Origin of the sequence: Halomonas sp. QHL1 (assembly GCF_001882345.1) — a bacterium.
Classification (GTDB): domain Bacteria; phylum Pseudomonadota; class Gammaproteobacteria; order Pseudomonadales; family Halomonadaceae; genus Vreelandella.
Genome location: NZ_MINL01000001.1, coordinates 1,274,352 through 1,288,876, shown reverse-complemented (window position 1 = coordinate 1,288,876; position 14,525 = coordinate 1,274,352). Strand labels below are relative to the sequence as shown.

Here is a 14,525-nt window from a genome sequence, read left to right as displayed (position 1 = left end):
GCGTAGAGTGACAGCCACTAATTACATAAGAGGCTGTTTATTTATGACGAAGCGCCGCGTGTTGTTCCTCTGCAATGCTAACTCTGCTCGATCTCTGATGGGAGAGGCACTGCTTCGCCATTTGGCAGACGATCGTTTTGAAGCGTTCAGCGCCGGTTCTGAGCCGGATGAACCCCATGCATTGACGCTTGAAGTGTTGCACAAACACGGGCTTCCCACTGAGGGCCTGCGCAGTAAGTCGCTGGATGAGTTTGAAAGCGAGACCTTCGATTTTGTCATTATACTCTGTGACAAGGCCCAGCAAGCCTGCCGCGACTGGCAAGGTAAGGCGGGCGAAGTGCTGTTCTGGGACATACGAGACCCGCGTCTGATTGGCAAGTCTGATGCTTATGAGCAGGCCCTATTAGAGATTCGTCGGCGCCTGCAGCTGTGGCTGCCCCTTCACAAGTCTGATTAATCTTTCTGAAAGGGCGAGTCGAGATGAAATGGATTAATAACTTAAGCGTCAAGGCGAGCTGGACGCTGGTGCTGGTAGCCTTTAGTGGCCTGGTCGTCGTTATTGGCGCACTGGGCCTATTCGCCAATCATTTTGGTCGTGATGCATTCACGTCACTTCATGAAAGGGACATGGCGCAAATTAGTAACCTTGATAGCGCCTACTCCCAGCTATTGCGTGCGCGTATTCAGATGAGTCGGGCGGCGGAGTTAATTCGTACCCCTTCATTTGATCGACCTGACCCGCTGATAGAAGAAGCCCAGCGGTTGCTTAATGAAGCATCTGAGCATTTCAATCAATTTACAGCCAGCGACTTTGATCAAGATCAGCAGGCGGTTGTTGATCAGTTAGCGTCAAACTTTCAATCATTTGTTAACAATAATCTCAACCTTCAAATGATGATGCTTGAAGAGCGCGACGTATCTGGTTTTTTCTCGGGTGAGTCGCGAGTGGATGATAGCAGCCAGCACTTTGTGGCAAGTGCCGAGGCTTTTTTTGACGTTTCCGCTCAGCGGGGTAACGCCTTACTTATGCGCTTTGAGCAGGTCTCCTCACTACTTTTTTGGGGTGTGATTGCAGCGCTTGGTGCCGCGCTGTTGGTAGTTACGGTAGTGGTATGGGGCGTGCGTAAAAACGTGCTCAGACCATTGAAGACGATCACTGGGCACTTCCAGCGCATTGCTAAAGGTGACTTGTCAGCGCCGGTAACGGCGCACTCATCAAATGAAATTGGTCAGCTATTTAGTGAACTGGATAAGATGCAGCACTCTTTGACGGCCACGGTTAATCGACTCAATGCGAGCAGCCAGCAGGTGTATAGCAATAGTCAGGAGATGACCGAGCAGAACCAGCTCTTGGCGAGCCAAACCGACACTCAAGTATCAGCCTTGCAGCAAATGGCGGCGAGCTTGGAACAGCTAACCGCTACGGTGAATCAGAATGCTGAAAGTGCAGCGCATGTTAATCAGTCCACGGCGGATGTGTCCCATAAAGCGCAGCAGGGTGATGAGGTGATTACCCAGTTTATCGCCACCATGGAAGCGATAAATGATCACTCCGAAGAGATTCAAAGCATCATTCGCATGATTGAAAGCATTGCTTTCCAAACCAATATATTAGCGCTCAATGCATCGGTTGAAGCGGCGCGTGCCGGTGAGCACGGACGTGGATTTGCGGTGGTCGCCAATGAGGTGCGTGCCCTGGCAACGCGCAGTGCCAATGCCGCAAGCGAGATTCGGACGCGTATCGAAGCGTCGAGTGCAAGTGTCCAGCAAGGTAGCGTACTGTCCCAGCAAGCGGGTGAACATACTCGGGCGATTATGCAAGCAGCCAGTAATGTGAACACGATGATGACGCAAATCACCCATGCTTCTGAGGAGCAGCGGCGAGGTATTGAAGAGGTCAACCAGGCGGTTATCCAAATCGATACCACCACCCAAGACACCATGCGCTTAGTCAATCAGGCGGCCCAGAGCGCGGAGGTGTTATCCCAAGAAGCCTTGCAGATGCGCGAATATGCCGGACAATTTAGTGTTGCCGAGGAGGTAGCTGAGGCAGGCCAACTTCATGGCAATGAAAATGACGTTGCATATCCCGAATGGGAGCAGCTCAGCCAAGATGAATCAGCAATAGCACGCCCCCAGCAGGATGAACGTAAAGCCCGTTTGCTGGCCGCCTCATAGCCGTAATTACGAGTTGGCAAAACGCCCTGGCGGAAATCTGCCAGGGCGTTAATCGCAGTGGGTTAGCCTAGGAAATCGCTGAATAATCGATTAGCTCGACGGCGACGGCGGTTGCTTCGCCACCGCCAATGCATAAGCTAGCGATGCCGCGCTTGCCGCCTTTAGTGCGCAGCGCATGAATGAGCGTGGCGATGATGCGTGAGCCGGTAGAGCCAATCGGGTGGCCTTGGGCGCAGGCGCCGCCAAACACATTGACCTTGTCATGGGGGAGACCCAAGTCATCCATGGCCATGAGTGTGACCACCGCAAAGGCTTCGTTAATCTCGAATAGGTCTACGTCATTCACGCCCCAATCGAGCTTTTTCATCAACTTTTCAATCGCACCCACAGGCGCGATGGTGAATTCGCTAGGGTGTCGCGAGTGAGTCGTGTGGCCTAGCATACGCGCTAGCGGCTTAATGCCGTGCTGATCTGCAGCTTCCTGACTCGCCAAGATAAGTGCCGAAGCGCCGTCGGAAATTGAGCTGGCGTTAGCGGCGGTAATCGTACCGTCTTTGGCAAAGGCGGGGCGCAGCTGGCGGATTTTATCGAGCTTAGCTTGGAAGGGCTGCTCATCGTGTTCGACAAGGGTTTCTCCCTGACGAGAGGTGACCATTACCGGTGCCATCTCTGCGCTTAGGTGGCCTGAGTTGGTAGCGGCCATGGCGCGCTCAAGGGAGGCAATAGCAAAGTCATCCAGGCGCTCGCGTGTGTAACCGCGCTCAGTAGCCACATCCTGGGCAAACACGCCCATTAATTTGCCCGTTTCGGCGTCTTCCAGCCCATCCAAAAACATATGGTCTTTCAGCTCGCCGTGTCCCAATCGGTAGCCACCGCGTGCCTTAGTCAGCACGTGTGGGGCATTAGACATGGACTCCATGCCGCCAGCCAGCAAAATATCACCACTGCCCGCTTTGATTAAATCGTGGGCAAGCATCGCTGCTTTCATGCCCGAGCCGCACAGCTTGTTAATAGTGGTGGCGCCATTGGCATCAGGAATGCCGGCTTGGCGCATCGCTTGCCGCGCGGGGCCCTGCTTAACACCGGCGGGCAGTACACAGCCCATAATGCCTTCGCTGATGGCCGCAGGATCGATTCTGGCCTCTTCAATGGCCGCTTTGATAGCGATGGCGCCAAGCTCAGGCGCTGTCATGCTCGCTAGGCTGCCCATCATGCCGCCCATCGGGGTGCGTTTGGCAGCGAGAAATACAACATCGGTGGGGTTACTCATGGCTAATCTCCTTCAGGATTATTGTGATTATCATGCCAAGTGGTGGTTGATACGTTGACCCGTAGACGGTGCTGTGGTTCTCTCCAGAGTAACCAAGCAAGCGCTAGTGTAAATAACATGAATGTAATGAATGCATCCCCTCGCCGCAAGGAATTGACGCGCCTCGCTGCTCAGCTATTCGTCCAAGAGGGCTTTGATCGCACAACGGTGCGTATGCTGGCGCAGGAAATGGGTATTAAGTCCGGTAGCTTGTTTCATCATTTTAAAGATAAGCAGGAAATCCTCGCTGCGGTCATTGAAGAGGGCACGCAAAATGCCTTGATGATTGCGAGAAAAGCGCTGAATGAGTGCGCCGCCGAGCCTGAAGTACGCCTACGCACCATGGCGCGCGCCCATCTCGAAACCCTCTTTACTGACCGCAATGCCCATGTGGTGGCACTTTTTGAGTGGCGCCGACTCGACCCGGTGGCCAGTGCTCATTTGAGCCACTTACGCGATGCTTATGAAGCGCTGTGGGTTGCTGTTATCGACGATGCTTTGGCAGCAGGCTTGATCCATGGCGACCGCTTTCTTGTCTCGCGCTTTGTGTTGGGAGCGCTTAACTGGACGGTGCGCTGGTACGACCCCAGCGGGCCACGCTCGCCCGATGATCTCGCTGACGAGCTGGTTGCCATGATTATGCCTACCTCGGTTTGATGCTCCGCTGCCCTCGATCTCGACCAACGTCTAACGCCACAACTTAGAACAGTACTTGCTCTCTGCGCCGTTTACTTTTAGCGTTGCTATTATCTTCAAGCTTACGTTAACGTCAACGGATAAATATAACAACTTTGCTTGCGTCCATTCTCACTACGAGCTCATTTCCAATAACACAAGAGAGCCATCATGACAGCGACATCACATTCACTGCCCGACTATCACCACTACCTCGATAACTTTTCCGTGGATAGCGTTATCGCTCGCCTGGATGACCACCGGGACGGCCTGCTAAATGCCTTTGAGGCCTGCTGTGGGCGTCATGTGCGCGCTGGCCGCGGCGATGTGCTGGCGCTGGTTCAAGAGGATTCTCAAGGTGATATGCATACCCTGACCTACGCCGAGCTAGACGAGCAGAGCGCCAAGCTAGCGGGGTGGTTTCAGTCTCAGGGGTTGGGTATAGGCGACCGCATTGCTTGCATGCTGCCGCGGTCACCACAGCTATTGATTGCCGTGCTCGCCACTTGGCGTATTGGCGCGGTTTATCAGCCGCTGTTTACCGCCTTCGGCCCCGATGCGGTGGACTATCGGCTCGGGCGTGCAGGCACCAAGCTGGTGATCACCGATCACGCTAATCGCTATAAATTTGATGGTCTTAGCCAGTGCCCGCCGGTACTGGCCGTGGGTGGGGCGACCAGTGAGCATGCGGATGATCTCGACTGGCAGGCGGCGTTGACGCATACGTCAATGAGCGACAAACCGCCAAGGCTCGCGCCTGAAGCGCCATTTCTGCAAATGTTTACCTCTGGCACCGTGGGCAAACCGAAAGGCGTTGCCGTTCCATTGGCAGGGATGACCGCTTTTGCAATCTATATGGAGCTGGCCATTGATCTACGTGACGATGACCGCTTCTGGAATATGGCCGATCCCGGCTGGGCCTATGGTCTCTACTATGCGATTGCCGGGCCTTTACTGCTTGGCGTGACGACCCATTTCTGCGAAGCAGGGTTTAGCGCCGAAGGGGCGCTGGCGTTTATGAAGCGCCATCACATTACTAACTTTGCCGCTGCGCCCACCGCCTACCGGCTAATGAAAGCATCAGGGCTATTTGATGACGCCCATGAAACGTTAGAGCTACGTGCGGCGAGCTCGGCGGGTGAACCTCTTAATACTGAAGTGGTGACCTGGGTGGAGAAGTCGCTGGGCTGTCCGGTCATGGATCACTACGGCCAGACCGAAACCGGCATGACGTGTAATAACCACCATGCCCTTGACCATCTTAAGCATGTGGGCGCAATGGGCGTGCCGATGCCAGGTTATCGCCTGGCGATTTTGGACGCGGAGTATAAAGAGCTGCCTGCCGGGGAGCCTGGTGTCCTTGCCGTCGATATCAAAAATTCCCCTGCGCACTTTTTCCAGGGCTACACCTGGCAAGAGAAGAACCCCTTTGTAGAGGGCTATTACCTGACTGGCGATGTGGTTATCCGCAATGAAGACGGTACTTTTCAATTTGCCGGGCGTGACGACGATATTATTACCACCGCGGGTTACCGGGTGGGGCCTACGGACGTAGAGAATAGCGTGATGACGCATCCTGCGGTTGCCGAGTCAGCGGCAGTGGGTCAGCCTGATGAGATCCGCGGCGAGGTGATCAAGTCGTATATCGTGCTGCGAGAAGGCTATGAGGCCAGTGACGAGCTTGCTGATGAAATCAAACAGCGAGTACGTGAGCGACTTTCGACCCACGCTTTTCCGCGCATTATTGAGTTTGTCGATGAGTTGCCTAAAACCCCCAGCGGCAAGATTCAGCGCTTTAAACTGCGTGCCCAGGCGGTAGAAGAAGCCAAAGCTAGCGAATAAATCCATCGACTATATATGGCAACCATACAAAACAAACATAGGGAATACGGAGATGCAGGTTAAGGAGAGTACTTTTTTAATTACTGGGGCCGCTTCGGGGTTGGGGGCGGCTACCGCCGAGCGCTTAGTCGCTGCAGGCGCTCGCGTCGTGATATGCGACTTAAACGACAGTGTAAATACCCATGCCCAGCAGCTGGGGGCAAATGCGCGCGCCATTCTGGCGGATATTACTTCAGGCGAACAGATGCAGCAGGCCGTAGAGGCGGCGGTAGCGCTGGGTGGCGAACGTGGGCTTTCCGGCGTGGTTCATTGCGCGGGGGTGGTTAGCGTAGCCAAGCTGGTCGATCGAGAAGGCAACCCAGCTGATTTAGAAAGCTATATGAAAACGATCAATATCAATCTGGTCGGCACTTTTAACGTCATGCGCCTTGCGGCTGCGGCAATGGCTAAAAACGCTCCCAATGAGAGTGGCGAGCGCGGGGTGATTATTAATACCGCGTCCATTGCTGCTTTCGATGGGCAGGTGGGGCAGTGTGCTTATAGCGCCTCTAAAGCTGGCGTCGTGGGTATGACTTTACCTGCGGCTCGGGAATTGTCGCGGCACGCTATTCGGGTAATGGCAATCGCGCCTGGCGTATTTGAAACGCCGATGATGAGCGAAATTCCCGACGAGGCTGCCCAGGCGCTAGCGGCAGCGGTGCCATTTCCTAAGCGTTTAGGTAAGCCAGATGAGTTTGCTCAATTAGCCGAGCAGATTATTACCAATCCCATGCTCAACGGTGAGCTGATTCGTTTAGACGGCGGCATTCGCATGCAGTAAATCGGTGGCCAGTAGGTAAAAGAGAAATAAACGACTCGTCGGCTTTTGGTTGACGAGTTTTTTTATTATTTGCACCAGGGGTTTATAGACTGGGCGACCAAAGTTCTAGTGTGTTTGCAGGTTAAATTCAAACGCCCGCTTGACTCTGAGAGGCCCTCGCGCTAATTTTCAAACATGTGTTTGAAAGTCGTGAGCTCATATGTACTGATCGGCTCTCAACCCCCCTTTTAGGAGAAGTGCGATGCCCAGCTATCAGGCCCCTATTCGTGATATGCGTTTCGTTATGGACGAGATACTTGACTACCCCGCTCATTACGCGCGCCTACCAAGCGGTGAAGATGCGTCGCCAGATGTCGTCAGCGCAATTTTGGAAGAGGGCGCGCGCTTCGCCCGCTACGTACTGCTACCGATCAATCAGAGTGGCGATGAAGAGGGTTGTTTGCTGGAAGGGGGGGAGGTCAAAGCGCCTAACGGTTTTAAAGAGGCATACCAGCAGTACGTAGAGGGTGGTTGGCCGAGCCTGGCCGCCGATCCTGCTCATGGGGGGCAGGGGCTGCCGCCTTCATTGGCGATGCTGCTGTCGGAAATGATCTGCGCGACTAACTTGGCGTGGGGTATGTACCCAGGGCTCTCCCATGGTGCGGCGGATGCACTGCGTCACCATGGTACCGATGAGCAGAAAGCGACGTACCTCACCAAGCTGGTTGAAGGGGTATGGACGGGCACCATGTGCCTAACCGAGCCGCACTGCGGTACTGACCTCGGATTGATCAAGACACGAGCGGTGCCCGCTGATGGTGACGCCTATGCGATTACCGGCACCAAAATCTTTATCTCCGCCGGTGAGCATAATCTGGCTGAAAATATCGTCCATTTGGTATTGGCAAAACTGCCCGGCGCACCGGAAGGCTCTAAAGGTATCTCGCTATTTGTAGTGCCCAAGTTCTTGCCCGATGCTCAAGGTAATGTGGGTGAGCGTAATGGCGTCACCTGTGGTTCGCTCGAGCACAAAATGGGCATTCATGGTAATGCCACCTGCGTGATGAACTTCGATGACGCAACCGGTTACTTAGTAGGGCCGCCCAATAAAGGGCTGGCGTGCATGTTCACCATGATGAACGCAGCGCGTCTCGGGGTGGGTATTCAAGGACTGGGTTTGATTGAAGCCAGTTTTCAGAATTCATTGAGCTATGCTCGCGATCGGCTACAGATGCGTGGATTATCGGGCAAGCAGGCGCCTGAAAAGCCCGCTGATCCGATTATCGTTCACCCCGATGTTCGCCGCATGCTGCTGACCCAGAAAGCCTTCGCCGAAGGCGGGCGTATGCTGGTGCTTTACGCCGCGCAAATGCTCGACGTGGTGGAGCATGGTGAGCCGGGTGAAGAGCGAGATCACGCTGAAACCCTGCTTGGTTTGCTAACGCCTATCGTTAAGGCTTTCCTGACCGAAGTTGGTTTTGAAAGCACCAACGAGGGCGTGCAGATTTACGGCGGTCATGGCTTCATTAAAGAGTGGGGTATGGAGCAATTGGTGCGCGATGCGCGTATCACCCGTTTGTATGAAGGTACTACCGGGATACAGGCGCTAGATCTGCTGGGCCGTAAAGTACTCATGAGTCAGGGTGAATCGCTGAAGGTATTCACTAAAGAGATCCATAAGTTCTGTAAAGCTGAAGCCGACAATCCCGCTCTCAAAGAGTTTGTCGGGCCGCTGGCTAAACTCAATGCAGAATGGGGCGAACTGACCATGGGTGTAGGCATGAAGGCAATGCAAGACCGCGAAGAAGTAGGCGCGGCTAGCGTTGATTATCTTATGTACTCGGGCTACGTCACGCTGGCGTACCTATTTGCCCGCGCGGCCAAACAGGCGTCTGCCTCTTTAGAAGGTGACGATAAGGCCTTTTATGCCGCTAAATTGAATACGGCCCGCTTCTATTACCAGCGGCTATTACCGCGTACCAAGGCCCATGCACAGATGATTCAATCAGGCGCTTCCAGCTTAATGGCTATCTCCAGCGAAGACTTCGGCTTGGGTTTTGAAATTTAATTAACGGCTAGGATGTTAAAAGAGCACTCTCTGGTCAGGCGTTCTGATCGGTGGTTTGCGGCAGAAGGATAACCTTCTGCCGCTTTTTTATACGCAATAACTTCTTTTACTTGCTATCTTGATAGTGAGGCCTTAAAGTACGCATCCGCTGCCGGGGACGCCTAGCGTTACCAGCGGTGCATAAGGTGTAAAAGCCTTGGTTTGTCAAAGGGTTAGCGATTTCGTGTCAGGGTTTTATAGATAGCGAAAATCGCATATTGACAACCACTAGGAAATGCGTAGAATACGCCTTCCTCGCTGCGGCAAGCCAGTTCAACGGTTCGCCAGTCAAACACAGCGAAACAGCTCTTTAACAATTTGATCAGGTAATTCATGTGGGCGCTTGCTGATGTTGGTGACAAATCACCCAATATCAAGGCAAGCGAACATATCGATACTCTTCGGAGTATCACAGTGAATTCGTTTGAACCTTGAGCCAAGTTTGGTTCGCTTCTGTTGCTTCGGTGACAGGTAAGAACCGCATAGATCTTAAACTGAAGAGTTTGATCATGGCTCAGATTGAACGCTGGCGGCAGGCCTAACACATGCAAGTCGAGCGGTAACAGATCTAGCTTGCTAGATGCTGACGAGCGGCGGACGGGTGAGTAATGCATAGGAATCTGCCCGGTAGTGGGGGATAACCTGGGGAAACCCAGGCTAATACCGCATACGTCCTACGGGAGAAAGGGGGCTTCGGCTCCCGCTATTGGATGAGCCTATGTCGGATTAGCTAGTTGGTGAGGTAAAGGCTCACCAAGGCAACGATCCGTAGCTGGTCTGAGAGGATGATCAGCCACATCGGGACTGAGACACGGCCCGAACTCCTACGGGAGGCAGCAGTGGGGAATATTGGACAATGGGGGCAACCCTGATCCAGCCATGCCGCGTGTGTGAAGAAGGCCCTCGGGTTGTAAAGCACTTTCAGCGAGGAAGAACGCCTGTCGGTTAATACCCGGCAGGAAAGACATCACTCGCAGAAGAAGCACCGGCTAACTCCGTGCCAGCAGCCGCGGTAATACGGAGGGTGCAAGCGTTAATCGGAATTACTGGGCGTAAAGCGCGCGTAGGTGGCTTGATAAGCCGGTTGTGAAAGCCCCGGGCTCAACCTGGGAACGGCATCCGGAACTGTCAGGCTAGAGTGCAGGAGAGGAAGGTAGAATTCCCGGTGTAGCGGTGAAATGCGTAGAGATCGGGAGGAATACCAGTGGCGAAGGCGGCCTTCTGGACTGACACTGACACTGAGGTGCGAAAGCGTGGGTAGCAAACAGGATTAGATACCCTGGTAGTCCACGCCGTAAACGATGTCGACCAGCCGTTGGGTGCCTAGAGCACTTTGTGGCGAAGTTAACGCGATAAGTCGACCGCCTGGGGAGTACGGCCGCAAGGTTAAAACTCAAATGAATTGACGGGGGCCCGCACAAGCGGTGGAGCATGTGGTTTAATTCGATGCAACGCGAAGAACCTTACCTACCCTTGACATCTACAGAAGCCGGAAGAGATTCTGGTGTGCCTTCGGGAACTGTAAGACAGGTGCTGCATGGCTGTCGTCAGCTCGTGTTGTGAAATGTTGGGTTAAGTCCCGTAACGAGCGCAACCCTTGTCCTTATTTGCCAGCACGTAATGGTGGGAACTCTAAGGAGACTGCCGGTGACAAACCGGAGGAAGGTGGGGACGACGTCAAGTCATCATGGCCCTTACGGGTAGGGCTACACACGTGCTACAATGGCCGGTACAAAGGGCTGCGAGCTCGCGAGAGTCAGCGAATCCCTTAAAGCCGGTCTCAGTCCGGATCGGAGTCTGCAACTCGACTCCGTGAAGTCGGAATCGCTAGTAATCGTGAATCAGAATGTCACGGTGAATACGTTCCCGGGCCTTGTACACACCGCCCGTCACACCATGGGAGTGGACTGCACCAGAAGTGGTTAGCCTAACGCAAGAGGGCGATCACCACGGTGTGGTTCATGACTGGGGTGAAGTCGTAACAAGGTAGCCGTAGGGGAACCTGCGGCTGGATCACCTCCTTAAACGATGCGTCACAGTTGGCAAGCGTCCACAATGAATTACCTGATCAGATAGCTGTTGATACGCAGTGATAAGCGTCTCTGTTTTTTCACGTTAAAAAGAAAAAATAGCTTTTAAGGTTTGTAAATCTTTAAAGGTCTTTTTCTTCTTTTTAAGTCGAAAGAACGCTTATCACTGCTTATAGCAGTCGCTCTTTAACAATGTATATCATGCTGACAAGAACACTTCGTAAGAAGTGCGTCTTAAATTGTGATACGCGTCAGCGTATCCGGCAAAATGAAACGTGATCATTGCGACATCCAGACTCCTTCGGGTTATAGGGTCAAGCAATGAAGCGCACACGGTGGATGCCTAGGCAGCCAGAGGCGATGAAAGACGTGGTAGCCTGCGATAAGGCTCGGTGAGGTGGCAACAACCTGTGACCCGGGCATTTCTGAATGGGGAAACCCACTCATCATAAGATGAGTATCGTGCACTGAATACATAGGTGTACGAGGCGAACCAGGGGAACTGAAACATCTAAGTACCCTGAGGAAAAGAAATCAACCGAGATTCCCCTAGTAGCGGCGAGCGAACGGGGAGCAGCCCTTAAGCATGTGACTGATTAGGCGAACAGATTGGGAAGTCTGGCCGTAGCGGGTGATAGCCACGTAGTCGAAAACCTGATCATGTGAAATCGAGTAGGTCGGGGCACGAGAAACCTTGACTGAAGACGGGGGGACCATCCTCCAAGGCTAAATACTCCTGGCTGACCGATAGTGAACCAGTACCGTGAGGGAAAGGCGAAAAGAACCCCGGAGAGGGGAGTGAAATAGATCCTGAAACCGTGTGCGTACAAGCAGTAGGAGCAGGCTTAGTCCTGTGACTGCGTACCTTTTGTATAATGGGTCAGCGACTTATATTCAGTGGCGAGGTTAACCGTATAGGGGAGCCGTAGGGAAACCGAGTCTTAACTGGGCGACACAGTCGCTGGATATAGACCCGAAACCGAGCGATCTATCCATGAGCAGGGTGAAGGTTGAGTAACATCAACTGGAGGCCCGAACCAGGATCTGTTGAAAAAGATTTGGATGACTTGTGGATCGGAGTGAAAGGCTAATCAAGCTCGGAGATAGCTGGTTCTCCTCGAAAGCTATTTAGGTAGCGCCTCACGTAGTACCGCCGGGGGTAGAGCACTGTTTCGGCTAGGGGGTCATCCCGACTTACCAACCCGAGGCAAACTCCGAATACCGGTGAGTAACGCGTGGGAGACACACGGCGGGTGCTAACGTCCGTCGTGAAAAGGGAAACAACCCAGACCGTCAGCTAAGGTCCCGAAATCCTGGTTAAGTGGGAAACGATGTGGGAAGGCTCAGACAGCTAGGAGGTTGGCTTAGAAGCAGCCATCCTTTAAAGAAAGCGTAATAGCTCACTAGTCGAGTCGGCCTGCGCGGAAGATGTAACGGGGCTAAACCAGGTACCGAAGCTACGGGTTCATTCTTAGGAATGAGCGGTAGAGGAGCGTCGTGTACGCCAATGAAGGTGGATTGAGAAGTCTGCTGGAGGTATCACGAGTGCGAATGCTGACATGAGTAACGATAAAGGGAGTGAAAAACTCCCTCGCCGGAAGACCAAGGGTTTCTGTTCGACGCTAATCGGAGCAGAGTGAGTCGGCCCCTAAGGCGAGGCCGAAAGGCGTAGTCGATGGGAAACGGGTCAATATTCCCGTACCGGACATGGTTGCGATGGGGGGACGAAGAAGGCTAGGTGAGCCAGGCGTTGGTTGTCCTGGTGAAAGTGAGTAGGCTGAGGGTTTAGGTAAATCCGGACCCTTTTAAGGCCGAGACACGAGATGAACTGACCACGGTCAGGAAGTCACTGATGCCACGCTTCCAGGAAAAGCCTCTAAGCTTCAGATCATGTGCGACCGTACCCCAAACCGACACAGGTGGTCAGGGTGAGAATCCCAAGGCGCTTGAGAGAACTCGGGTGAAGGAACTAGGCAAAATGGTGCCGTAACTTCGGGAGAAGGCACGCCGGCGTAGGGTGATGAGACTTGCTCTCTAAGCCCGAACCGGTCGAAGATACCAGGTGGCTGCAACTGTTTATTAAAAACACAGCACTCTGCTAACGCGCAAGCGGACGTATAGGGTGTGACGCCTGCCCGGTGCCGGAAGGTTAAATGATGGTGTTAGCCGCAAGGCGAAGCTCTTGATTGAAGCCCCGGTAAACGGCGGCCGTAACTATAACGGTCCTAAGGTAGCGAAATTCCTTGTCGGGTAAGTTCCGACCTGCACGAATGGCGTAATGATGGCCACGCTGTCTCCACCCGAGACTCAGTGAAATTGAAATCGCCGTGAAGATGCGGTGTACCCGCGGCTAGACGGAAAGACCCCGTGAACCTTTACTATAGCTTCACACTGGACGCTGATGTTGCCTGTGTAGGATAGCTGGGAGGCTTTGAACTCTGGACGCCAGTTCGGAGGGAGCCAACCTTGAAATACCAGCCTGGCATCATTGGCGTTCTCACTCAGGTCCGTTATCCGGATCGAGGACAGTGTGTGGTGGGTAGTTTGACTGGGGCGGTCTCCTCCTAAAGAGTAACGGAGGAGCACGAAGGTACCCTCAGCACGGTCGGACATCGTGCATTGAGTGCAAGAGCATAAGGGTGCTTGACTGCGAGACAGACACGTCGAGCAGGTGCGAAAGCAGGTTCTAGTGATCCGGTGGTTCTGTATGGAAGGGCCATCGCTCAACGGATAAAAGGTACTCCGGGGATAACAGGCTGATACCGCCCAAGAGTTCACATCGACGGCGGTGTTTGGCACCTCGATGTCGGCTCATCACATCCTGGGGCTGAAGTCGGTCCCAAGGGTATGGCTGTTCGCCATTTAAAGTGGTACGCGAGCTGGGTTTAGAACGTCGTGAGACAGTTCGGTCCCTATCTGCCGTGGGCGTTGGATGTTTGAGAAGGGCTGCTCCTAGTACGAGAGGACCGGAGTGGACGACCCTCTGGTGTTCCGGTTGTCACGCCAGTGGCATTGCCGGGTAGCTATGGTCGGACGGGATAACCGCTGAAAGCATCTAAGCGGGAAGCCCCCTTCAAGATGAGACATCCCTGAGGCCTAGAGCCTCCTGAAGGGCCCAGCGAGACCAGCTGGTTGATAGGCACGGTGTGGAAGCGCTGCAAGGCGTTGAGCTAACGTGTACTAATGGCCCGTGAGGCTTGACCCTATAACACCCAAGGGGTCTGGTCGCGATGATGACGTCAATGAACACCGGATACGCAGCGTGTGGCCCAAGCAACAAACTGCCAGGGCGGCACGATGAGACGCACACAATTGAGCAAGCAACGATAGAAAGCTCGCTCGTCAGCATGATATACCACCCGTTACGCCTGACGACCATAGCACGCGTGAACCACCTGATCCCTTGCCGAACTCAGCAGTGAAACCGCTTAGCGCCGATGGTAGTGTGGGGTCTCCCCATGCGAGAGTAGGTCATCGTCAGGCACCTATACCGTACCCCAGCTTCGAGAGAAGCTGGGGTATTTTAGTTGTGCGAACGAAAACCAAGGGGTCTCCCCATGGAGAGTCCCGGAGCGCCGGCCGACT

7 protein-coding genes and 3 rRNA genes are annotated in these 14,525 nt (G+C 53.8%); 9 read left to right on the top strand and 1 reads right to left on the bottom strand.

The features are described from left to right. Positions 1-43 precede the first annotated feature (43 nt). Together QHL1GM_RS05875 and QHL1GM_RS05870 are read left to right on the top strand one after the other, a co-directional pair. Positions 44-457: an arsenate reductase ArsC gene (locus QHL1GM_RS05875; RefSeq protein ID WP_071693637.1), complete on the top strand. Its 414-nt coding sequence runs from the start codon at positions 44-46 to the stop codon at positions 455-457. Positions 458-480: 23 nt separating this feature from the next. Next, a complete protein-coding gene (locus QHL1GM_RS05870; protein ID WP_071693636.1) occupies positions 481-2,178 on the top strand; it encodes a methyl-accepting chemotaxis protein in 1,698 nt (565 codons plus the stop codon). A gap of 67 nt (positions 2,179-2,245) precedes the next feature. Here the strand turns inward: QHL1GM_RS05870 and QHL1GM_RS05865 are convergent, their stop codons facing one another. Next, entirely contained in the window at positions 2,246-3,448 is a 1,203-nt protein-coding gene (locus QHL1GM_RS05865; protein ID WP_071693635.1) for an acetyl-CoA C-acyltransferase, read from the bottom strand. Positions 3,449-3,574: 126 nt separating this feature from the next. Here QHL1GM_RS05865 and QHL1GM_RS05860 point away from each other — a divergent pair, with 126 nt between their 5' ends. From QHL1GM_RS05860 to rrf, 7 genes are all read left to right on the top strand, one after another. After that, positions 3,575-4,144, top strand: coding sequence for a TetR/AcrR family transcriptional regulator (locus tag QHL1GM_RS05860; RefSeq protein ID WP_071693634.1), 570 nt, complete (start codon positions 3,575-3,577; stop codon positions 4,142-4,144). 189 nt (positions 4,145-4,333) lie between these two features. After that, positions 4,334-6,004 carry an AMP-binding protein gene (locus QHL1GM_RS05855; RefSeq protein WP_071693633.1) on the top strand — a complete coding sequence of 557 codons (1,671 nt, stop codon included), beginning with the start codon at positions 4,334-4,336 and terminating at the stop codon, positions 6,002-6,004. 52 nt (positions 6,005-6,056) lie between these two features. Further along, entirely contained in the window at positions 6,057-6,824 is a 768-nt protein-coding gene (locus QHL1GM_RS05850) for an SDR family NAD(P)-dependent oxidoreductase (protein WP_071693632.1), read from the top strand. A gap of 241 nt (positions 6,825-7,065) precedes the next feature. Further along, the gene (locus QHL1GM_RS05845) at positions 7,066-8,871 is read left to right on the top strand and encodes an acyl-CoA dehydrogenase C-terminal domain-containing protein (protein ID WP_071693631.1); all 1,806 of its coding nucleotides are present in this window, start codon (positions 7,066-7,068) and stop codon (positions 8,869-8,871) included. Between the two features lie 530 nt (positions 8,872-9,401). Further along, positions 9,402-10,934: ribosomal RNA gene (locus tag QHL1GM_RS05840) — 16S ribosomal RNA — on the top strand. A 318-nt stretch (positions 10,935-11,252) separates the two neighbouring features. After that, positions 11,253-14,145 (top strand): 23S ribosomal RNA (locus QHL1GM_RS05835). 162 nt (positions 14,146-14,307) lie between these two features. Beyond that, positions 14,308-14,423: ribosomal RNA gene (gene rrf, locus QHL1GM_RS05830) — 5S ribosomal RNA — on the top strand. Together the 16S, 23S and 5S rRNA genes form the textbook arrangement of a ribosomal RNA operon. Positions 14,424-14,525: the final 102 nt, after the last annotated feature.

Coding starts and splice junctions, on each gene's coding strand:
- QHL1GM_RS05845 (WP_071693631.1), top strand. CDS start 7,066: ATGCCCAGCTATCAGGCCCCTATTCGTGATATGCGTTTCGTTATGGAC.
- QHL1GM_RS05860 (WP_071693634.1), top strand. CDS start 3,575: ATGAATGCATCCCCTCGCCGCAAGGAATTGACGCGCCTCGCTGCTCAG.
- QHL1GM_RS05865 (WP_071693635.1), bottom strand. CDS start 3,448: ATGAGTAACCCCACCGATGTTGTATTTCTCGCTGCCAAACGCACCCCG.
- QHL1GM_RS05855 (WP_071693633.1), top strand. CDS start 4,334: ATGACAGCGACATCACATTCACTGCCCGACTATCACCACTACCTCGAT.
- QHL1GM_RS05850 (WP_071693632.1), top strand. CDS start 6,057: ATGCAGGTTAAGGAGAGTACTTTTTTAATTACTGGGGCCGCTTCGGGG.
- QHL1GM_RS05875 (WP_071693637.1), top strand. CDS start 44: ATGACGAAGCGCCGCGTGTTGTTCCTCTGCAATGCTAACTCTGCTCGA.
- QHL1GM_RS05870 (WP_071693636.1), top strand. CDS start 481: ATGAAATGGATTAATAACTTAAGCGTCAAGGCGAGCTGGACGCTGGTG.